The sequence below is a fragment of the Enterococcus columbae DSM 7374 = ATCC 51263 genome (assembly GCF_000406925.1).
In the GTDB taxonomy this organism is placed as follows: Bacteria; Bacillota; Bacilli; order Lactobacillales; family Enterococcaceae; genus Enterococcus_E; species Enterococcus_E columbae.
Genome location: NZ_KE136347.1, coordinates 606,086 through 628,355, shown reverse-complemented (window position 1 = coordinate 628,355; position 22,270 = coordinate 606,086). Strand labels below are relative to the sequence as shown.

Annotated in this window: 19 protein-coding genes and 1 pseudogene; 17 read left to right on the top strand and 3 right to left on the bottom strand. The window is 29.0% G+C overall.

Features of this window, described 5'->3' with window-relative positions:
• Positions 1–82 precede the first annotated feature (82 nt).
• Entirely contained in the window at positions 83–1,285 is a 1,203-nt protein-coding gene (locus RK02_RS02980) for an MFS transporter (RefSeq protein WP_016182763.1), read from the top strand.
• Positions 1,286–2,055: 770 nt separating this feature from the next.
• On the opposite strand, the gene RK02_RS12555 is transcribed toward RK02_RS02980, so the two are convergent.
• A complete protein-coding gene (locus RK02_RS12555; protein WP_425387163.1) occupies positions 2,056–2,259 on the bottom strand; it encodes a LytTR family transcriptional regulator DNA-binding domain-containing protein in 204 nt (67 codons plus the stop codon).
• A gap of 117 nt (positions 2,260–2,376) precedes the next feature.
• Here RK02_RS12555 and RK02_RS02975 point away from each other — a divergent pair, with 117 nt between their 5' ends.
• Both RK02_RS02975 and RK02_RS02970 read left to right on the top strand, forming a co-directional pair.
• A complete protein-coding gene (locus RK02_RS02975) occupies positions 2,377–3,285 on the top strand; it encodes an ABC transporter ATP-binding protein (RefSeq protein WP_016182762.1) in 909 nt (302 codons plus the stop codon).
• Between the two features lies 1 nt (position 3,286).
• Entirely contained in the window at positions 3,287–4,054 is a 768-nt protein-coding gene (locus RK02_RS02970; protein WP_016182761.1) for an ABC transporter permease, read from the top strand.
• A 470-nt stretch (positions 4,055–4,524) separates the two neighbouring features.
• Here the strand turns inward: RK02_RS02970 and RK02_RS12310 are convergent, their stop codons facing one another.
• Positions 4,525–4,671 carry a hypothetical protein gene (locus RK02_RS12310; RefSeq protein WP_016182760.1) on the bottom strand — a complete coding sequence of 49 codons (147 nt, stop codon included), beginning with the start codon at positions 4,669–4,671 and terminating at the stop codon, positions 4,525–4,527.
• A gap of 477 nt (positions 4,672–5,148) precedes the next feature.
• Between RK02_RS12310 and RK02_RS02965 the strand changes: the two genes are divergently transcribed.
• The 4 genes and pseudogenes from RK02_RS02965 (at position 5,149) to tnpA (ending at position 7,875) form a co-directional block, all read left to right on the top strand.
• Positions 5,149–5,511: a sigma factor-like helix-turn-helix DNA-binding protein gene (locus RK02_RS02965; protein WP_016182759.1), complete on the top strand. Its 363-nt coding sequence runs from the start codon at positions 5,149–5,151 to the stop codon at positions 5,509–5,511.
• Positions 5,508–5,732 carry a helix-turn-helix domain-containing protein gene (locus tag RK02_RS02960; RefSeq protein ID WP_016182758.1) on the top strand — a complete coding sequence of 75 codons (225 nt, stop codon included), beginning with the start codon at positions 5,508–5,510 and terminating at the stop codon, positions 5,730–5,732. Before RK02_RS02965 ends, RK02_RS02960 begins: the two co-directional genes overlap by 4 nt.
• Positions 5,733–6,058: 326 nt before the next feature.
• Positions 6,059–7,156: an Abi family protein gene (locus tag RK02_RS02955; protein WP_016182757.1), complete on the top strand. Its 1,098-nt coding sequence runs from the start codon at positions 6,059–6,061 to the stop codon at positions 7,154–7,156.
• Between the two features lie 224 nt (positions 7,157–7,380).
• Positions 7,381–7,875: pseudogene (gene tnpA, locus RK02_RS12040) on the top strand (IS200/IS605 family transposase).
• Between the two features lie 1,931 nt (positions 7,876–9,806).
• On the opposite strand, the gene rgg3 reads toward tnpA, so the two are convergent.
• Complete coding sequence (rgg3, locus tag RK02_RS02940) at positions 9,807–10,658, bottom strand: quorum-sensing system transcriptional regulator Rgg3 (RefSeq protein WP_016182753.1); 852 nt, start codon at positions 10,656–10,658, stop codon at positions 9,807–9,809.
• Positions 10,659–10,737: 79 nt separating this feature from the next.
• Here rgg3 and RK02_RS12550 point away from each other — a divergent pair, with 79 nt between their 5' ends.
• The 10 genes from RK02_RS12550 to RK02_RS02900 all read left to right on the top strand — a co-directional run bounded on the left by RK02_RS12550 (position 10,738) and on the right by RK02_RS02900 (position 21,654).
• Entirely contained in the window at positions 10,738–10,809 is a 72-nt protein-coding gene (locus tag RK02_RS12550) for an SHP2/SHP3 family peptide pheromone (RefSeq protein ID WP_143139391.1), read from the top strand.
• A gap of 455 nt (positions 10,810–11,264) precedes the next feature.
• Positions 11,265–12,212 carry a nucleotide sugar dehydrogenase gene (locus RK02_RS02935; protein ID WP_016182752.1) on the top strand — a complete coding sequence of 316 codons (948 nt, stop codon included), beginning with the start codon at positions 11,265–11,267 and terminating at the stop codon, positions 12,210–12,212.
• A complete protein-coding gene (locus tag RK02_RS12545) occupies positions 12,182–12,562 on the top strand; it encodes a UDP binding domain-containing protein (RefSeq protein ID WP_081617811.1) in 381 nt (126 codons plus the stop codon). Before RK02_RS02935 ends, RK02_RS12545 begins: the two co-directional genes overlap by 31 nt.
• The gene (locus RK02_RS02930; RefSeq protein WP_016182751.1) at positions 12,519–13,547 is read left to right on the top strand and encodes an SDR family oxidoreductase; all 1,029 of its coding nucleotides are present in this window, start codon (positions 12,519–12,521) and stop codon (positions 13,545–13,547) included. Before RK02_RS12545 ends, RK02_RS02930 begins: the two co-directional genes overlap by 44 nt.
• A complete protein-coding gene (locus tag RK02_RS02925; RefSeq protein WP_016182750.1) occupies positions 13,540–14,325 on the top strand; it encodes a Gfo/Idh/MocA family protein in 786 nt (261 codons plus the stop codon). The genes RK02_RS02930 and RK02_RS02925 overlap by 8 nt, the downstream gene beginning before the upstream one ends.
• Before the next feature lie 229 nt (positions 14,326–14,554).
• Positions 14,555–15,466 (top strand): NAD(P)-binding domain-containing protein, encoded by a 912-nt coding sequence (locus RK02_RS02920; protein WP_016182749.1) that lies wholly within the window; start codon positions 14,555–14,557, stop codon positions 15,464–15,466.
• A complete protein-coding gene (locus RK02_RS02915) occupies positions 15,447–17,006 on the top strand; it encodes a phenylalanine aminomutase (D-beta-phenylalanine forming) (RefSeq protein WP_016182748.1) in 1,560 nt (519 codons plus the stop codon). The genes RK02_RS02920 and RK02_RS02915 overlap by 20 nt, the downstream gene beginning before the upstream one ends.
• A gap of 51 nt (positions 17,007–17,057) precedes the next feature.
• Positions 17,058–18,302, top strand: a complete 1,245-nt coding sequence (locus tag RK02_RS02910) for an ATP-grasp domain-containing protein (protein ID WP_016182747.1) — start codon at positions 17,058–17,060, stop codon at positions 18,300–18,302.
• The gene (locus tag RK02_RS02905; protein ID WP_016182746.1) at positions 18,295–19,542 is read left to right on the top strand and encodes a M20 family metallopeptidase; all 1,248 of its coding nucleotides are present in this window, start codon (positions 18,295–18,297) and stop codon (positions 19,540–19,542) included. The genes RK02_RS02910 and RK02_RS02905 overlap by 8 nt, the downstream gene beginning before the upstream one ends.
• Positions 19,543–19,569: 27 nt before the next feature.
• On the top strand, positions 19,570–21,654 hold the full coding sequence (locus tag RK02_RS02900) for a hypothetical protein (protein WP_016182745.1): 2,085 nt from the start codon (positions 19,570–19,572) through the stop codon (positions 21,652–21,654).
• Positions 21,655–22,270: the final 616 nt, after the last annotated feature.

Here is a 22,270-nt window from a genome sequence, read left to right as displayed (position 1 = left end):
TTTATTGTGGCTGATTCCAAGATTATTATTGAGGCTTTGACAGTAGCTAACTGTACTAACTGAAATTAAAGGAATGTTGATTATGTTTATTAAATTTAAAGATAAGACTTGGAGGTTTTATCTATACAGATTTTTTATGAATGGACGATTTTCGCGAGGAGTTTTACTTTTATATTGCATGCAGCTAGGGTTAAATTTGCTTGAGTTTGGGACAATACAAACAGTGTATAATCTAGTTAAACTAATATCTGAAATTCCGTCGGGTATAATTGCGGATCGCTTTAGAAAAAGTACGGTTGTTTCAGTAGGAGCTTTTTTATGTAGCATCTCTTCTTTTTTGTTATTTTTATTACCTCTAATGAGTATGGATAATTATATTTCCCTTCTCCTTCTCTTCTCTTTAGATTCTTTGGGAAGTGCTTTAATTAGTGGTACGGATGAGTCACTTATCTTTGAAACTTTAAAAATAGAAAAGAAAGAAAAGAAATTTATTGAAGTTTTGGGGAATGCAGAAATTATTGGATTGATAGTTCTTGCTATTGCAACTGCGTCTGGAGGCATTATTTTTAGTAATTATTTTTCAGCTGTATTTTTATTACAATGTATTTTTTATATTTTAGCAGGTCTAATGATTATTAAAATAGATAACAGAAATATAGAAGGAAAAAAGGCTAATAAAATACAATTTAACATCAGAGAACAATTTCACGAAATAATAGATTTTTTGAGTTGTTCCAAGGTTGTAATTTATTTGGTATTATTTTTAACATTTTTGATGTTATATGCTAATTTTATGATTACCTTTATACAAGGAGCATTTTTAGAAATAGGATTTAAAGAAGAGATTATTTCTGTTTTGATAGCTGGTGTAACATTGGCTGGGGTTTTGGGAGCGTATATATCAAGATTTTTAGGTAATGCTCATTTTAGAATTTTCTTTACATTATCAGTCGCTTGTTTTTTGATGGGAATTTTCTTCCTTTCATCATCAGAAAAAATATTATCAGTAGTAGGATTCTTTATGATTAATATTTTAGTTGACCTAGTGTATCCATATATAAGTGAGAAGTTAAATATTCTTTTGGAAGATAGTATGAGAGCAACTGTTTTTTCTATTTTTAATACGTTGGTTGGTTTCTTTTCGCTCGCTTTATATCCATTATTAGGATATTTGTTCGATAAAACAAGTTATTCAATTATCTATTTAGGTACAGGGATTATCTCGTTTATCATTTTAAGCGTTTTAGCGATGTACCTTTCAAACAAAAATGTGAACGGAGTTTAAAAAGAGAGTAACTATTGTTGGTATTGGGTATGTATAGGACTATCTCTCTCAATAGCACTTTCACGTTATAATAATGTGATATTAGTAGATTTTGATGAATCAAAAGGATAGATGATAAATAAGAGCCATTAGCTACTTGAAAAAAGCTATTCATAAAGAATTAAAAAATACGGACGGAGCTTCTGTATGCAAAAATTCTGGAGTAATCATACTTGATTTGCTTACTGATATACATTATGATGTAATGGATACTAGTATTATTGAAAACGTAGTCTATGATATTTAATAAGCAACAAAACATGCACAATTGTTATTAAATCAACCGTTCCAACTGGTTTTACAAAATCTTTAAAATTGAAATTTCATTTCTATTATATAGTTTTTCGACTAAATTTCTTAGAGAAAGATTTTCACTCTACGGCAATTTACATCCTAGTATAAGTCTAAACACGGATATTTACCGCCTAGTGTAGTGAACCACAAGCCAACATCAGCAATACCTAGAGGAGAAATCGTGTAGCAAAGTCAATGGGGCTAGGAACATAAACTGGGGACAAGGCTAAATGGTGGATGTGCTTGCATAACAAATTGAAGTCCTGAAGGTAAAAGTAAAACCAAGACAGTAAATCCGTAAACGTCCAATAACAAGCTATAAAATTTGAAAGATTTCATGTTCAATGAAACAAAAAAATTTTAAGTAAACTGGAAAGAAAAGATATCATACAAAGTAATATATTAACCTACATAAAAAGTCGAAGAAATATGTTCCTTTATAATAATTCAAATATGGTATTCCTTGCAGTCTCTTTAAATTTTCTGCCATAAGGAATATCTATATTGTTTGAGTCATATATAGAAGATAATTTACATTGGACAAATTCATGATGTGCAATTTCTATATATTTAACATTTATAATGTATGACTTGTGAATTTGAATGAATGAATTATCTAGTTTTTGAAGTACGTTTAAAATGCCAATGTACTATAATTTGTATTTTGCACAATCGAGAACATTTAAAATTTTGTGACGGCTATTTAGAACTTGTTGAACAAAATTTATATTATAATGAGTCAAGAAAGGATGAAATAAATGAATAAACCAATTTTAAAGCTTGATAAAATAAGTAAACGCTACAAAAAAATAGAAATTTTAAAAGATGTTAGTTTTGCAATGCATGCTGGTGATATTGTTGGGTTAATTGGTCTAAACGGTGCTGGAAAATCTACTTGTATGAAAATTATCTTAAATTTGCTATATCCTAGCAGTGGAGAATTTTATGTAAATGATAAAATTATTACTTGTAAACAACGTGATTATTTGAAAGATATTGGTATGATGATTGAAAATCCAGCTCTTTATGAATATCTTACTGGTTATCAAAATTTAGAAATCTTATCTAGTATGTATCCGATAGAAGTAACAAAAGAAAAATTATTAAATATGCTTGAAAAAGTTGGCTTAAAAGATGCAGTGAATAAACAAGTTAAAAACTATTCTCTAGGAATGAAACAACGTCTTGCATTAGCGCAAGCTTTGATTCACGAACCTAAAATTTTATTATTAGACGAGCCTTTAAATGGATTAGATCCACAAGCCATTCATGAATTTCGACAAATCATTCAACAACTAGCTAAAAAAGGAGTGACAATCCTACTTTCCAGTCATACCCTGAGTGAAGTAGAAAAATTAGCAACTCATATCGTGATTTTACATCAAGGTCAAGTGAAATTTAATGATACGATGAATCAATTTATGTTATTAGGTAAACGCAGTATTCACTTGAGAACAGCTGATGAAAAAGCTACTAGTAGGTTACTTAGCCGATTACAGTTATCTTTTAAACAAAACGGAGATAGCTTTATTATCTATGGTGATGAACAGGTTGAACAGCGCATTACGGAGTCACTTTATCAACAAAACATTCGCATAAGTGCTATTCATAGTCAGGTAGATGAATTAGAAGAAATATTTCTAAAAATGGTACAGGGGGGAAAATAAAATGAAGATTGTTTTTAAAAATGAATGGAAAAAAATGAAATTATCTAGATTGCCTTTAGGAACCTTATTATTTTTATTAGCTTTGGATATTTTTCTGACAATATTTTTATCTCTCTATGCCTATCCACATAGTTTTATGCCTAAACTTAATGAGATAGTGACTAATTTTTCATTGTTATTCCGTACCTTAATTCCTATAATTTTTGTTATTAATTATTTTAAAGAATATCAACAAAAAACAATTAGAGCTATTTTGGTTAGACCCATTAGCAAAATACAATTTCTATTATCAAAATTTTTTACAATTGTTTTATATACTATAATTGCAGAAATTTTAATTTGTATTATCAGTTTTATTCTAACCTTCACATTGAACGAATTTGAATACACGTATTTTATTCATTATCTTCCAGAATTTATTGTTAATCTAACAAATAACTTTTTACAAACAATTTATATTCTTTGTTTAATATTGCTAATTTCAGTCATCTTTCAATCAATGTATGTTTCAACTGCAAGTGTTGTCATTTTATTTATCTTAAATCAAGTAATGAATGGTAGTTTATATGCAAATACTAAAGTAGAAAACATTTTGGCTTTTAGCCCCTTTGGTTTAACAACGTTAGCCAATCCTTTTAAACAAAATTATTATGGTTTTTCATATAGTCTTAGTTCTTATTTTCTTCAAATAGCAATTCTATGTTTGTATTGTATAATTGTGCTTGCCATTAGCTCAATTATATTTAACAAAAAAGAAATACAAGTTTAGTTTTAAATTATTTTTGAAAAAGTAAATGTTAGGTAATAAACGTTTTTTATTTTGTTATTTATTATAGGTTTTTATGATTGCTCTCATAAACAAAATTGTTGTACGAAATATCATTATACTACATTATATTTTGTATTCAAAAGATAACGGAATGAATTGCTTGGTGAAAGATAATTCTTGAATAAAATTGAATAGATTTTTGCAAGTATTTTTTATTATTATTCCACCCGCTATGCAGGTGGTTTTTTGATTACTACGCTAACCCCATCAGTTAGTAAGTAAGTGTACAATAAAGAGGTGTATAGCATCTCTCTAGTCCTCCAGTTATACTGTATTCAAACAGGAGAGAGGATAGAAAATATATCCCTCGTTCTTGTATTGTTTTTATAAATCTCTTTTTAGCTATCAATGAAAAAATAGCAAAATCTGCTCGTTTCGGGCATCTCAATATCTAAAAAAAGATATCATAATTATTTTCCTTCATTTATACTTACCAATCTAATCGAATTGTTAAATACAACAGTACTGAATTGATTGTTTGGATAAATCTCTTCAATGATCTCCTCAAAATAATTTGTAAATTCACGGTTGTCATCATAGGCTGCTATTTTTAACATCTATATAGCTCCCTTCAAATTGTATTATATGGCATATATACAGTTGTTTGTTGCATCTTATTATTTGCTCCGTAGTTTTACTATATAATGTTTAATATATAAAGAAATCAATAGTATTAGAATGATGTTTCCCTAATTGCAGATTTAGTTGCATGTATATCCTAATAGTTTAATTTTCACACTTTTTATATTAAAAATTTCATTTTGGTTATACCAAAATAACAAACATATCATTATTGAATTTAGATGTTAAAAAGTTTTCTAAATTTCATAGTATATTATCTATTTAAAAAGCAGTTATCTTTCCGTGATTTAGGAGATAAGTGCTCTTTTTTTCGTAAAACCTAAAAAAACACTCTCAAAATCTTCTTGTTACTGCATTTAATTGTTGAAAGGATGAAGGACCTGTAAAGGAGGAGTGAATTGTTCAAATTCTTTCAACTGAAAATATGTATTAATCAAGAGGAGAAAAAGTACATGAAAGAACATGAAAGGATATTAAAATATCAATTTGATTCTTATTGCAAAAAAGTAATTAAACGAACAGCATGTCGATTATTGAAAATAAACAAAAATCGTTTGGATCATGAACAATCAATTGATTCATTAATAAATATCAATTATAATTCCCATTCTTTTAATTATGACGGAGAAGATCTGTTGGAAGAGTTATTAAAACTGGATAAATGTTCAATTGCAATATTGATTGCATATTATGTACATGGAATGACATGTGCTGAAATAGCAGAGTTAATGAAAACAACTCCTCAAAGAATATCCTATCTAAAGAATAAAGCTATAGGTAGATTGAGAATTAATTTAAAGGAGAAGGAAATATGAAAAATAATGTAATGAATTTACCGTTATCAGTTATTGAAGAAGCGATAACAGGCGATAGAGAGTCCATTGATACAATTATTGAACAGTATAGCATGTTAATAAATACTTACAGCACCCGCAAAGTAGCTGGAACGAATGAGTATAGACTGGATTCATATATGAAAAGTTCTATAGAAGTGGAATTAATTGCGGCTATTTTAAAGTTTGAGATAAGAAGATAGTATAAGAAAAGTATGGTTCCGGCTGAATTGGTTAATTTAGCCGGAATATTATTGTTATCCGTGCTATGAATTTTAGAGATAGAATCAATTAGTTGCAGCCATTTTAAGATTTAAAAACAAGAAGGTAGTATACCTGCATAGTATATTCCGGATAAAAATAGTATTAACAGGAATCTCATAATTTTGCGATACTATCTAAATTGAAAGTCTGTAAGTATTGACAGGTGTAGAAGACAGTGATAAAATACAATCAAGCGAGTCTTACCACGCCTAGCAAAGAAGCGTACCAGGTAAGGCCTATTTTTTTATTTTTTAGGTGAATTTATATGAATGAAAAAATATTAAGAGTACATTCCAAGACAATAAAAAAAGCATTTCAAACGTATGATGTTACAGAATACGATAAATTATATGTGGAGGGAAGCAGTTTCCCTATATGTGACGAAAATACACAAGAAAAAGTAAATGAATTAAAAGAACCCTTATCTATAGAGGAAATGATTTTTAGATTAAAGGAACATGGAATTACTTTTTCAGAACAAGAATATATTGATGCTACTAAGATTTTAAAAACTATTAATTATTATAGGTTATCTGTTTTTTGTAGATATGTGAAAGAAAATAGTAGCTTTAGTCAATTATTTAAGTTATATCGATTCGATGCTTTTTTGAGAGAATCTGTAAATCGATTGATTCCCCCTATTGAGATAGCTGTAAAAACTTCTTTAGCCCATTTTTTATCTATTAATTACTATGATTTAATTGACCATCAAACAGAACTCAAGAGAGGATTAGTATATCTAGATAAGAAGATTTATAAAGAAGAATGTAAGAAGGATGTTCCTGAAATGTTATCTCAATTTGCAGAGTTTATAGAATCAAAAAAGACCAAAGATTCCGTAATAAAACATCATGTAAAGAAATATGGCGGAAATATTCCTATCTGGGTATTAGTTGAGCAACTTACCATGGGAAATATTACTACTTTTGTAACATACCTTGATAGATCAATTAGAAAAAAATGGGTTAGAGAATTTATAAATGAGATAAGTGTTAATGGAGTAGATGACAAATGGATTATAGAATGGCTTAAAACAATTCAGATTTTGAGAAATTATGGAGCACATTGTTCTCGATTTTATGGTTGTAGACTTAATTTTACGCCAACTTTTCTTAAAGAGCATACAAATTATTTTCTTAAGACAATGAGGTTGGATTTTAAGCAGCTTGATAAATTGAGACATACTTTTTTCGCTGGATTGATAATAATTAAGTATTTTTATTTGACACTCCCTGAATTTGAGCAGGCTCATTGGAATGTATTTTTGGATAAATTAGAAAGTAGAATAGATGAATATTCCGCAGATCTTTATAGAATTGGTTTTCCAAATGATTGGCAAAAGATTTTACGTATAGATAATTGACAAATTGATATATAAATTGTGATATTTTATAAATATATATAGAAAATAAGCTATAGAATTGATATATATTGAAAATTATATAGCTTATTTTTTTGCATGCATTGAAAACCACCAGCTATGCGGGTGGTTCCAGAGAGCTTCTAGCGTGGTAAAAAAATCCTCCTAAAATGATAGAATAGATTTGGTTTCCCGACCACAAACTATCAATCAAATAGGGGTTCCTTATGAAAAAGGATAATCAAAGTTTATCACATACAACATGGAAATGTAAGTATCATATTGTGTTTGCACCGAAGTACAGACGACAAATTATTTATGGTAAATATAAAAGAAGTATAGGAGAAATTTTAAGAGAGTTATGTGAAAGAAAAGGTGTAGAAATTATATAAGCCAATGTATGTAGAGATTATATTCACATGTTAGTGAGTATACCGCCCAAAATTAGTATATCAAGTTTTATAGGCTATTTAAAGTGAAAGAGTAGTTTGATGATATTCGATTGACATGCAAATTTAAAATATCGTTATGGTAATAGAAAATTTTGGTGTCGAGGCTATTACGTGGATACCGTAGGGAGAAATAAGGTGAAGATAGAAGAATATATTCGTAATCAATTACAAGATGATTACGTAGCAGATCAACTAACATTATTTGAAGAATATGATCCATTTGCAGGTAAAAAAAAATCAAAAGAACGTATAAATCCTTTTAGGATTTGAGAGTAAATGTGGTGCGCGAGGGAAACCGATTCAGTGAGCCTTTTAGGCTTAGGCCGGTAAAAGAGGCTTTCAGCCGAAGAACAAACCTCCAGTTCACACTGGAGGTTTTGATTATTCATGTAGTACAAATTATGAATAGGTTAACGTAATTTTTTATATATTTAGATAAAAATATATAATTGACAAAAGTAAATAAAGATATATAATAACGTTTATTTTATAAAAGTGGGAGATGATAGTACCAGAAACGTTTATCAATTTATAAAATTTTTAAATCCAAGCTAATTTATTAAAGAAAATCATTATAACGAGAATTAGAAAGACTAACTATATTAAGTCAACAGAAAATTTCTAGGATTAATCTTATTATTTATAGCATTGGTGACAAGAATTTTTATATTAATTATAAAAATGATTTAAATACAATTATAAAACAAAGCTGAGTACAGATAATTTTGATAATTTAATGTCCATATTAGTATCGCTCCATCAATTAATAACTACATGGTTTAGAAATTATTAGAATTATGGATATGAATGCTAAATCGATTACTTTAGGAGAAGCTGTTTGTTTAATTTGTTCTACTGAAGAAATAATTGAATCTTATTATAGAATTTGTATGATAAAATTAGAGATAAATATAATTCCGATATTGCATCTCAGGAACTTAGGGGGAATATGCGTAGATATTGATAAATATAAAAAAGGTAAGAATTATCTCACATATTCAGGATTGGAAATGGATAAATTTTTCAAATATTCTTATCTCTGACATGACTTGAATATTTTATTATCACATCAGGGAATACTTTCTGAGAATGGAATTATTAACCAAAGTGGTTATACCTTAAAAAGCGAAAATTTTCTGTATGGGCATAAATCAATTGAAACTTCGAAATTTATTAAAAAATCCAATATAAAATTAGAATAGTAAAAAAACATATAGAATAATCTGAATTACAGGCAATTCTATATGTTTTTATTTCTACCATCTAAAGTCCACAATATTTTTGTGATTGTATATTTCCTTTTCTATTAATAATATATATGTTATCTGAATGTAGGATATCTATTATTTTGTCTTGTTTAACCAATTAATATATAGAATTATGCCAAATAGTGCATTGTTTTGTTTTACAACAAAATAGATAAGTATAGTTTAACTATCGACAGTTTACTTGAAATAAGTTGAGGAGGAATTTCTTATGTTGAAATTTTCAACAAAGAAGAAGGCTAAAAAAGCAGTCTGTATTTCAGTTGGACATTATATTAAACAAGTGAAAAGTGATATTTAATTGGTAGAAGCCTTGGTGCATCAAGTTAATTCTTGATGTACCTTAATTAATTATGAAAAATGTTATTGATTCTATATATACTCTATTAGTTTATCAATTATTTCAGGTGTTTTTGTTGTACTGATGATGTTAATATCAACGATATATTTGGGTGAGCCTTTTTATAATAATTTACTATATAGATTCCCTTAATAAAAGAAAATAGTAGCGAGTGATTAATGCGAATTTATTGAAGCAGTAGTTTTCGTAAGAAAATAATATCCAAAGTTGAAATGTATATTTATGTATAAGTAAAGTAGAAATTTTTGTTACTCAGTATACGTATTATCATGTAAAAAAATATTTAGGTAAATTGAAATAGAGAAAAGGGCGAATTTTAAGATAACAAAATAGAAAATTTTAAATATTATCGTTGTTTATAAATGAAAGAAGGAAACTGTCCAAAAAGTCAGTCAATTGAAAGAACGTATCTTTTTCGTTCAATTTTGTTGAAAACTACTCTCATTTGCTTTTGAAATTGGACATAAAAATAAAGTATGCTATACCATGATATGTCGAAAAGTTGTCAGAGTGGTTGATTTTTTATCGTGACTCCCCTGATTGGTAAAATGTTAAAGGTTAGATGGGCATTTCATTTATTTTTTGTTAACTAGTTTATCAAAATGATTGGTATAGTGCGATTTTAGCTTGTCTTCTCCTAAAATATCAAGTACTTGTATGGCTTGTTTCATTTTCTCAATTCCACTATTTAATTGATGATTAAATTCATAGTAACCGATTGCATAGAGAAAGACTGTTTTTTCATAAAAGTTTAATTCATTATCTAACAATCCTTTTATCTCATCAATTAGATATGAGCAATTAGCAAACTCTTCCTTATCTATGCTAAGAATGAAACAATTGATAGCGAGTTGAGTGACAATCTGCTTATTGATTTTATTTAGTGATGAGTAAATGTAATTGCTTAACATTTCTTTAGTTAATAAAAAGTAGGTGTTGTAGTTAATTGTCCGTACACAGTTCCCTAATAGAATAATTTCATAGTAACCCCATTTTTCTACTTTAAAAAGATAGTCTGTCAGTTGAAGTAATTCTTCATCTGATGGAACAATAGTTGAATCCATTGTGCATAGAATAGACTTTACCATTGTTTGTTCAAATGGGCTCAGGTTGTATTTTGAAGAATCAGACAGTAGAGATACTATATTTTCTATATTTTGCAATGAGTATTGTTTACGAATATATTGAACCAAATTAACAAACGATCCAGTATTGGTGTGGTCATTATCGTGTAAAGTAAGAAATTCATCCAAAGTAATGTGTAATTTATCTAAAATATTGATAAGTCGGATACAAGATATCTTTGATTCCCCACGTTCAAAACGAGATATTTGTGATTTGGAAAGATGTTCATCTGCTACAGAGCATAGACTAACTTGCTTTCCTTTACGAACTTTTCTAAGTGTAATTCCAAGTTTTGATTTCATTTTCCCGTTTTCCCAACAAATAATTAATTAGTTTCTATTTATTATACAATAAATAAAAAACGAAAGGAAGTCCGATATTATGAGGAAAATGTCAAAAATTTTACCAGTTTTATTGTTGGTTATGGATATTATTATCATTGTTGGTGGTTAGAATGCTTTGGTGTATGCTTAAGTCTTTAAAATATTTAAAAACTTATTGTTCGAATAATAGTCAATTTTATTAATATTCGTTTGAAAATTTTCTGAATTCGTAATTGATAATCTCGCAAATCAATTTAACTCTTGGTTCAATAGGAACAACAATAAAATCAATATTAAAAAATAAATATACTCGATATTATTTGTCACAGATTTATTATCCAATTTTTGAAATGTGTTATATGTACTTAAATATCAGGATACACAGAGTGTCAATTTTTAAGTGGCATTTCTAACTATTTTACTATGGAAGTATTTATTTCAAATATATTTTTTCAGTGTCAAAGGATTATTTGATATATATTCATGTAATATTTATTTTAAAGATAATTTCAATTTTATTAACGTCATATATTTTAATTGGAGTTAAGAGTTAATCTATATACTCAATTCAAGGAGAAACAAATAATGAGCAAATTGAACAATAATGAGTTGAAGGTAGGAGTAATTGGTTTAGGTTACGTAGGGCTTCCGTTGGCACTTCATCTAGATAGATTTTTTTGTACTGTTGGCTATGATATTAATGATGAAAAAATCAATCAGTTATTACTTGGAAAATCACCAATTGATGATATTAAAGATACTGAAATCTGTAATTCAAAAATCTTATTTACAAGAGAGTTATGTGATATAAAGGAATGTAATATCTATATAATTGCTGTTCCAACACCAATAGATAATTTTAACAGACCTGACTTATCTCCTTTAGAGAGTGCATCAGAAACAGTTGGGAAAGTGTTATTACCAGGAGATGTTGTGATTTATGAATCTACGGTCTATCCTGGTGTTACTGAAGAAATTTGTATTCCAATTTTAGAGAAAACATCAAAAATGAAACTCAATGATGATTTCGGTGTGGGTTATTCTCCTGAAAGAGTAAACCCTGGCGACGCAGAACATCCAATAGATAAAATTGATAAAATAATTTCATCTTCAAGCAAAAAATATTTAGATATTATTCGATGTGTATATTCAAGTTTTCTAGATAGTAAAATTTATTGTGCTCCAACGATTAAAATCGCAGAGGCGGCAAAAATACTCGAAAATACGCAGAGAGATGTAAATATCGCTCTTGTAAATGAATTTTCAATTATATGTCATGAACTTCAGATAGATATCAAGGAAGTTTTAAGTGCAGCAAAAACTAAATGGAATTTTTTAGATTTTCAACCTGGATTTGTTGGTGGACACTGTATCGGCGTTGATCCGTATTATATGATACACAAGTCCCAACAGATTGGTATTTCACCTGAGGTAATGCTTGTGAGTAGAAAAACAAATAATAATTATCCTAATTACATTGGTAATAAAATAGTGAAAAAAATATTGGAACTAGGGTTAGACATAAAAAAATAAATGTAGGCATACTAGGTATTACCTTTAAAGAAAATTGTTCTGATATAAGAAATTCTAAAATTATTGATTTGGTACAAAATTTTAGAAGTTTTGGAATATTCCCCAAAATATATGATCCATTGGGTCCTTCGAAAGAATTATTAGATAAATATAATTTAAAACTAACGAAAAATGCATTAAAAAATTTGGATGTTATGATAGTTGCGGTACCACATAAGGAATTCCATAACAAAGTCACATTGATTAGAATGTTTAGGGAAAACAAGACGCCAAAAATACTTTTTGATTTAAAGGGAGTTTTTGATAATGATGATTTTGAGAAACAAAATATTATCTATTGGAGACTGTAGTATAAATAAGGATACTCATATTTTGGTGACAGGAGGTGCGGGATTTATTGGTTCACATATAATTGATAGTTTAATGTATTTAGGCTGTAGGGTAACTTGCCTAGATAATTTAATAACTGGGAAACTTTCTAATATTGAAAAACATCTACATAAGGAAAATTTCGAGTTTATTAAAGGAGATATTCGAGACTTTCAAACTTGCATAAAAATATGTAAGGAAATAGATATGATAGTACACTTAGCAGCAATTGGTAATGTTCCTAGAAGCCTCCTATCTCCTCTATTATATCATGATGTAAATGTAACAGGTTCGTTAAATATATTTGAAGCTGCTAGACAGAACGGTGTAAAGTTAATCGTTTATGCTTCGTCTTCATCAGTATATGGTAATCATAAAACACTTCCTAAAGTTGAGGATAAAATAGGATTACCACAATCTCCTTATGCTGAGAGTAAATCATTTGTGGAACAATATGCAAAAATGTATAACGTTTGTTATGGACTAAAGTCAGTAGGTTTACGATATTTTAATGTTTTTGGTCCGAGACAATTATCAGAGGGGGCTTATGTTGCGGTTATTCCAAAATTTATTAAACTTATAACAAAAAGTGAGGATGTTATAATTAATGGATCGGAAAGAATATCAAGAGATTTTACTTTTGTTGATAATGTTGTATACGCAAATATATTAGCTTTGCAAAAAGGAGATAGTCTGAAAGCTGAGGTATTTAATGTAGGTTGTGGAGAGTCTATTACACTAGGAGAACTATTTAGTGAGATAAAACGTCAACAAGGAACATGCAGTAGTTATCAGGTTGTTGATTTTAGGGAGGGAGATATAAAACATTCTTTGGCCTCTATTGAAAAATCACGTGCAATTCTTGGATATACGCCAATTGTCAAATTTAATGAAGGAATAAAAGAAACTTTAGACTATTGGAATCAAATGCAAAAAAAAATAGAATATGGAGTATCTGATGATTAAAACAGCAGTAATTATAGGGTTTGGAAAGTCAGGACAAAGATTCTATGACGTAATAAAAGAACGAGAAGATATTGAAGTAATTGCAGTAGTTGATTCAAATGCTACAAAAACTTTAAAATTAAATGGAAATATAAGAACGTTTACCTCCATACAAAAATTTATTGAATCTGGTATGACAAGGGTTGATTACTTTATTATTTCAACCATTGATAAGGATCATTATTCTAATATTATGGCTATAAAAGATTATTTTAAATTTAGTTTTTTTATTGTAGAAAAGCCATTGACAAAAAAAATATGGGAAGCTACAGAACTACTTTCAGTGTTAGGAGATGAACATTTAGCGATAAATTTCGTTGAACGATTCAGTTGTGCTATTCAAGAAATAAAAAATTTTATAGTGAGTAAACATTTAACACCTATAAGAGCTATTACATTTTGGGGAAAAAATCGTTTAGGTGATGATAGAGATACCATGGGAGTTTATTCAGAAATATCACATTCAATAGATTTGGTTATATATTTATGTGAAGTCAAGAATTTTAATAGCAACCAAATGAATACCATTAAATTATCTAGTGATTTTAATGGTATTGGAACTCTTAAGGATGATACATTATTACTGAATATGAATATGGAACTGGACAAAAGTAGTATAATATGCACTTTTCAAAGCTCCTTTATGTGGCACAAGAGAAAACGAGAAATCATTTTATTTTTAAAATCGCCAGATAATCATTGCTATATGATTAGTGTAGATCTAGATAATCCTAGATAGGATTATGATTATTATGAGATAAAAATTTTCAAGAATGGGGAATGGAGGAAGGTTACGGAAAAATCTATCAAGCCCCAAGATTCTTGTATATGTGGCAATGAAAAAATTAATAGATTTATTTCAGAAATCTTAACAGAGAAAAATAAGAATAATCGTATTTATGCAACACTTTCCGATGGTATGTTAGTTCAAAAAGTATTGCATTACGCAGAGAATAAGGGAGGCACTAATGGCACAACAAAATTTTATAATTGATAAAAATATTTCCTTTATAGGTGTTGGAAGTATGGGAATTGGAGTAGCGAAAAACTTATGTGAAAAATTAGAGTTTTCTCAATTTAAATTGTTTGAGCACAGACATAAAATTGATATTGAGTTACTTAAATGTTTTAAAAACAACATTCAAATTGTACGCGATTTGAAGGATATTGCATATGATGCAGATATTATCTTTATATGCTTGCCGAATTCATCAATCTCTAAGCAAATACTTTTTAATGATTATTTTACATCAAATATAAAGGAAGGAGCGGCAATTGTTGATTTGACAACACAAAGCATAGATTTTACTGCCCAAGCAATAGAAATATTTCAAAAATTGGGTATAAATTATCATGATTGCCCACTTATTAGATCTCCCAAAGATTCTATGGAAGGGAAATTGGTTACTCTTGCTGGAGGAATTTTCAAAGGTGATTGTTTATATAATATTATTGAAATATTTAGTGAGAAAATATTTTGTTTGCCACTAGGAAAAGCAACTCAATACAAACTTTTGAACAACTATATTTGCATGGCTTTTAATGCAATTATTCAAACTGGAGTTTTCTATAGTGAGGAGCTAAATTTAGATAGGCATCTTTTTGAAAAGATTATGTTGACAGGAACAAATTATATCGTAGCACTATCACTTATAAATCAATATATAGACAACAAAGATAATAAAGTGCTGAACTTCAAAATTAGAGATGCACTTAAGGACTTAAATTATTTTTATGATATGGTTCAAGATAAAGTACCGTCTTCTAATATTTATATAATTGATACAATTTGTCAAATATTTTCAAAAGCAAATGTTTCAAATGAAGTTACATTACCAATGTTATACGAGGTGTTAAAAAATGAAAAAATTTATAATTAAAGATGAAGAAATATCTATTGAGAATTTTGCTGCAGTAGTGAGAAAGGAAAATTGTATTATTGAAACAGCAAATGAAGTGTTGGCAAAAATTAATGGGTCAAGAAAGCTCCTTGAAGATTTTGTCACTAACGGTAGAATAATTTACGGTGTAAATACGAGCATGGGAGGTTTTGTCAACTATCTAGTTCCGATTGAATATGCTTCTAGACTACAGCAAAACTTACTTCACTCTGTTGCATCGAATGTTGGAGAGTACTTCGATACCCAAGTTGTTCGCGCAATTATGTTGGCTCGTTTACTTTCTTTGTCTAAAGGAGTATCAGCGATAACATTAAAGAATTATGAAATACTTCAAGAGATGCTCAATAAACAAGTCTATCCATGTATCCCAGAGAAAGGATCGTTGGGAGCAAGTGGAGATTTAGGACCACTGGCCTTTATTGCTTTGGTAGCTACAGGACGGTGGAAAGCAATTTATCAAGGAAAAATTATTAGTGGGAAGGAGGCAATGGTAGCTGCTGGCATTGATATTATGGAATTGAGTTACAAAGAGGGACTTGCTTTAATAAATGGTACATCAGCAATGGTGGGTTTAGCTGCTGAAAATTATATGAGGGCGAAAGCTTTGTTTGATAATTATATTGTTGTAAGCGGTTTAAGTTTTGAAGGTTTAGCAACGAAAATAAAACCTTTTGCTCCTGAAGTACATCGTTATAAAAAACACACTGGTCAACAATATGTTGCCCAAAGAATAGTTGATGTATTAAACTCAAGCAAACTAATTGTTGATGAAAAAGAAACAGAAAATATGCTGCGAGAAAAATTTACTAATGATTCTCAGGGGATGGATAGACAAATTGAAGATGCCTACTCGATAAGATGTACTCCACAAATTTTAGGACCAGTTAAAGAGTCATTAGATTTTATTAAACGTATAATAACTAATGAGATGAACTCAAGTAGTGATAATCCGTTAATAATACCCGAATATGAAGAAGTTTTTCATAATGGACATTTTCATGGACAATATATCTCTCAAATAATGGATTATCTCTCAATATGTATGACAACTATATCCAATTTATCAGATAGAAGAATAGATAGATTCATGGATGCTTCAAATAGCAATGGATTGCCAGCATTCTTATGTCATACAACTCCTGGCATTAGGATGGGGTTAATGGGAGGTCAGTTTATGTCTACATCAATTACTGCTGAAAATCGTTCATTGTGTGTACCTTTATCTACACAAACATTAACTTCTACTGGAGATTTTCAAGATATAGTATCATTTGGATTAGTTGCTGCAAGAAGAGCTAAGGAAATTATTGATAATTTAAGTTATATTGTTTCTTTTGAGTTATTATGTGCTTGTCATGCTGTAGATTTACGCGGAAAAGAAAAACTTTCATATGGTACTAAAATATTATACGAAAAAGTTAGGGAAGTTGTACCTTTTAGTGATGAAGATTTTATTATTACAGATTATTGTGAAAAATTGAAAGAACTTCTTTTTAATGATAATCTTTTGGAAAAATAGAGTAACAAAGCAATCAGTTAGACATAATAGAGCAATTGGAAAGGGATTAATATGAGAAGAAAAATATTATTTTGTGGTAATGGAATGAGTGGAGAGGTGATACCATTACTATCAAACGAGTATGAAATAGCCGTTATTACGGAATTTCCACATGATTTTGGATTATCACAAGCAAATGTGGTTTTTGAAGCAAATTCCAAAGATTCAGCAGATGCACTAGAAGCAGCAAAAAAAATTTGGAAAGGAGGATTTAAATTTGAGGCGGTATTAAGTTTATGTTGGGATTGCCCCGAGTCTGTCTCAGTAATTGCAAATTTTTTTAATCTGAAAGGACTCCCTATAGAAGTTTCTGAAATTTCAAGCGATAAATATTTACGTTCTCAAAAGTTTTTACAAAATAATATTTTATCTCCAAAATTTTTTAAGATTGATACACTTGATGAATTAATGTTATTAAAAGAAAATATAAATTATCCAATAGTATTAAAACCTTTGAATTTATCTTCATCAAAAGGTGTGATTAAAGTTGAAAGTGAAGAAAAATTAATTGAGAGTTTTGAATATGCAAAGTCTTATGCCATAACATCATCGAAGAAAAGTATTCTTGTAAATGAATTTATTGATGGTCAAGAATTTAGTGTTGAAGGATTGATGATTAATTCAATATTGTATCTAACTGGCATTTCTGAGAGAATTTTTGAATATCACAAATATTCTCCGTATTTTGTTGAAGTAGGTGATATTATTCCAGCGGATATTGATAAAAGTACGGAAATACAAATCCAAAAATTGGTAAATGATGCGGCAATCGCACTAGGAATAACAGAGGGTGTAGTGAAGGCTGACATCATTCAATCTAAATTAGGAAAATTATATGTGTTAGAAATAACGCCAAGATTAGGTGGACCAAGATTTGGAACTGAAATGATTCCACTGAGCAATGGGACGAATATTTTAAAGGCTTACATTCAACAATTATTGAATGAGAAAATTGATATGAAATTATTGACACCACAATATAAAAATTATGTGATTAATAGATCAATATTCCTAGAAGAGGGAGTTATTTCAGAAGTGACTTTTGACAATACATTTGATCAGGTTGGTTTTTATGATTTTAAATGGTGGGGAATTACTCCAATTGAAGCTGGAAGTAAAGTTGTCCGTCCAAAGTATGGATGTGGTAATATTGGATATATTATTTCTTATGGGAAAACGCGAGAAGAGGCGATTGCCAATACTGATAGAATAGAAAATACTATCAAATTCAAATTTTTAGGAGCAGAAGATGAATAGTAGTATAGATCGTAATTTTTATAACCTAATTAAGAATTTTGATAATTGGTATTTGAGAAATTATTCAGTAATAGAAGAACAATTGATTAAATACTTGTCAATAGATACAGTCACTCCGAATGAAGGTAGGGCAAGCGAGTTCCTAGAAGATTATCTTTCAACAGTTGGTTTGAGTATCAATAGAAATTATTTGAATTTTGACTTGATGAGAAGTGACTCTAAATATACTAGACATTCCTTGGCAGAAAATAATACTGAAAATTATAATATCCATGCGGAAACAGAGAAAGACATTAATGCACCAACAGTATTATTTAATTGTCATATTGATGTAGTTCCGGATAATAGTTATGATCAAAATCAGTTTAAGGCCTACAGTGATAAGTATAATATATATGGGAGAGGGGCGTGTGATACAAAAGCGAATATTATTTGCTTAGTTGAAGCTATAAGATTTTTACAACAGTCCAACATTCCAATTAGGAAAAATATTTCTATAGATTTAGTTATTGAGGAGGAGACAACAGGGAACGGCACATTGATGCAAACACTGAGCGATTTTCAGGCAGATTTTGTTGTTGTATTTGAACCAACAAGATTAAATGTATATAAAGGTCACAGGGGAGTATTGACCGTTAATTTACAGATGCAAGGTACAGCTTCACATATGGGGAATAATTTACAAATAAAAAATATCCATAATCAACTTAAGTATGTTATCGCTGATATTGAGCAATTAGAGGCTCAAATAAAACAGCTTTGTTCAAATAATACTAACTTTCGAAAAACAGATAATGTTGTTAAAATAAATATAGGTAAGGTTTCAGGAGGAGAGTGGGCAGGAAGTACACCAGAAAAATGTGATATACTATTTAATATTGGTTTTACAGAGGAACTGACTTTAGAAAGTCTGGAAAAAAAAGTTATTGATCATTTTTCGAAATACAATAATATTAAAGTTGATTTTCCTGAATTGAAAAATCAATCATATGTTATTGAAGAATCCAACTCTTTGTTAAAAGAATTACTCATTTCGATAAATACGTGTGGGGTAGCTCAAAGTGATATTTATGGTTGGAGGGTTAGCTGTGATGCATTTTATTATTTTACTAAATGTGGTATTCCAACAGTGATTTTTGGATGCGGTGAACTTGATAATGCACATTCTAGTAAGGAATTTGTTACAAAGGAAGAATTGAAGCAGGAGATATTAATTCTAGCAGATTTCTTATCAAAATGATAATATTTGACTGAGGGGAGGTTTATTATGGAAGAGCTTAGAGTAAAAAAAATGGTGGTGACAATGCTTCGACTAGACGATGGTCAAGAGTTATTTATTAATAATACTATAGGAAACAATGATATTATAGCAAGATGTACAAAATATGATTTAAATTATTCATCTATAGAAAGAAATTACTATGTAAATATTGGAAATCTTCAGAATATACCCAATTCAATTGTTGTTAATTTAGAAAATATTTTGGATGAGTCTAAAAGAATTTATGCACACAATACTGGAAAAGAATATATTTTTATAGATGATTTCAATAAACTTCAGGAATTGAATTTTGAAAAAGTTAGAAATATATTATTTGTAGGATCAGCTAATAATTTTACAACTGCTATTATTAATCGGATTTCAAAATTTATACATAACATTTCGCGAGAAGATTGGAAAATTTTTTGGTCAATACTACCTTTAGAGTCGGATATTGATTATTTTGACTATACTTTAAAAAGAATTTCTTATTACAAGATGAAAAATTTAAAAAGTATCATAATTAATCGATTAGTAGATGAAAGTATCACAGTAGATAGAAACTACATTGAAACAATGAAGATTGGTGAACTAATAAAAACCTTACAAGATGAGAATGCTAACTTTTGCTATATTGGACATACTCGATCAGAATTGGCATGGATAAATGGTGGTATTATCGGGGGCAATTCTAATAATGCACAATATCATGATCACAATTTAGATATAATAAAAATCTCTGAAATAAACTCGAGAGATATTTTTATATTTGGGTGTTTTAGTAATAAGTTAGCAGATTTAGCAATATCAAATCCTCAAAGTTTATCAATCTCTGCTATAAACGGAAAAGCCTTGACTTATTCTGGTTACAGCAGTTACTGTTACGCTGATGAAACGTTACTTATGTATTATGATAGTTTATACCTAGAGGGATACTCACAGCATGAGATAATTAAAAAAATTGATGAAGTTAGTAAAATTAAAGGGATTGATGATTTAGCAGAAATGTTTTTAATTGGTGATCCCAATTTTAAGATTGAAAAGGACGATAAGCTTAATTTAATAAAACATTGGGATCCAAAACAAGAATCACAAATATCAATTTCACTTCAAGAGGGGCATAGTCTCTATAGTATTTTACTAGATTCTGATATCAGTGATAGAGTCCAAAATGAACTTTCTATGCTGATTTCAGGATATACCACAACAAAACAACCTCTTTTTGGAGTTTTAAGAAAAGAATATGAAAAATTATATTTAGATATATTTACCAATGGTTATTTTAATAGATGTAGTGTATTTTTGAAAGTAACAGAAATACCAATGGAAAACAGCTTTAACAGATTAAATAATATTCTATTAGAAATGTCTACAGGAATATTTTTTTCTAAAAGAATATTTGATAGAGCCCAAACTTTACTTTTTGAAATCAAACAAGCAAGAATAAAAAATAAGAGGAATATTAACAAAATATCTAAAAATATAAACATATATAAAAAAATGGGGAAAAAATTAGATGAGATTTCTTATTTGGAAGCAGAATACTTTGAGGAAATTAAAAAGAAGGCTTTGCGACAAAAGATAAACTTTGAGGAAGAAATTTTTGAAAATCTTGATTTTAAGATAGAGAATGAAGTTGGAGAAGTCTTAAACTGTCCCTACTGTACGCGACAGTTAATCAATAGAAAAATTACGGATTCATATAGTAAAAAACTGGTTCGAAGACAATTGTTCTGTCCTAAATGTGCAATTATTCAGGATGCACCTGAGTGTGCTTCGAATAATATTTTTATTACAATTAATTCTAAGGAATGCTTGAAAAATGGGGAAAAAGTATCGGGAGAAGTTGAAATTATAGGGACAGGAGTGACTAATAATTCAATCAAACACTATATATATATATTGAGAGGTGAAGAGAACAATATTCTGCTTAAGTCAGGAGAAATAAGTAAAAAAAAATCCGGTGAAATAACAATTCCTTTTGATATCACAGTATCAAAAGAAACGAATAAATATTTGTATTTTATAAAAGTGTTACTACTGATTGATAACAGGCTTTATATTGCAAAAAAAGATATTAAAATAATGTAGGGAGACCATTTTTTTGCTAATTGAAAAAAATATGTTTGATGAAAAAATCTCCAAGGTACTGCGTTTCCTAAGGTAAGCGTTCAATAGTAAGGTGTATAGAATCTTTCTAATCCTCCTATTTATACTGTATTCAAACATAAGATTAGAGAGGAGTTTTTTTATGAAACTGAAACAACCAATTGTCCCTTTAGAGTCTCCTGAGACTAGCGTTCAACACTTCAAATAACAAATCAAAAATGAACCATAATGAGCTATTTCGTTGTTGTAAGCTGGGAACTGATTGACCACAGCTTTTTCTCCTTACTTGATTCCTCTCAAAGAATTAAAATTTTAGTTCGCTTATGGTACTAAACTTAAGTGTTCTTGGTCTCGTCTACATTGTTTGTGGTAAAACTGATTTACGAAAAGTGCTTGATTAGTTGTCTTATCTCTTTCAGTCGCAATTTGATTCCTTTTCAAAATCTGTCTTACTTTTTTGTAGTGGAAAAATCAATCTATTTAAAGCTCTCTACAGTTATTATGGTTCCGGCTGAATCGTATAATTTGACCGGAATCCGGAATATAATTATATTGTGATTTATGTGTGATTTTAGATAAAAATGCAAAAAACATGGCA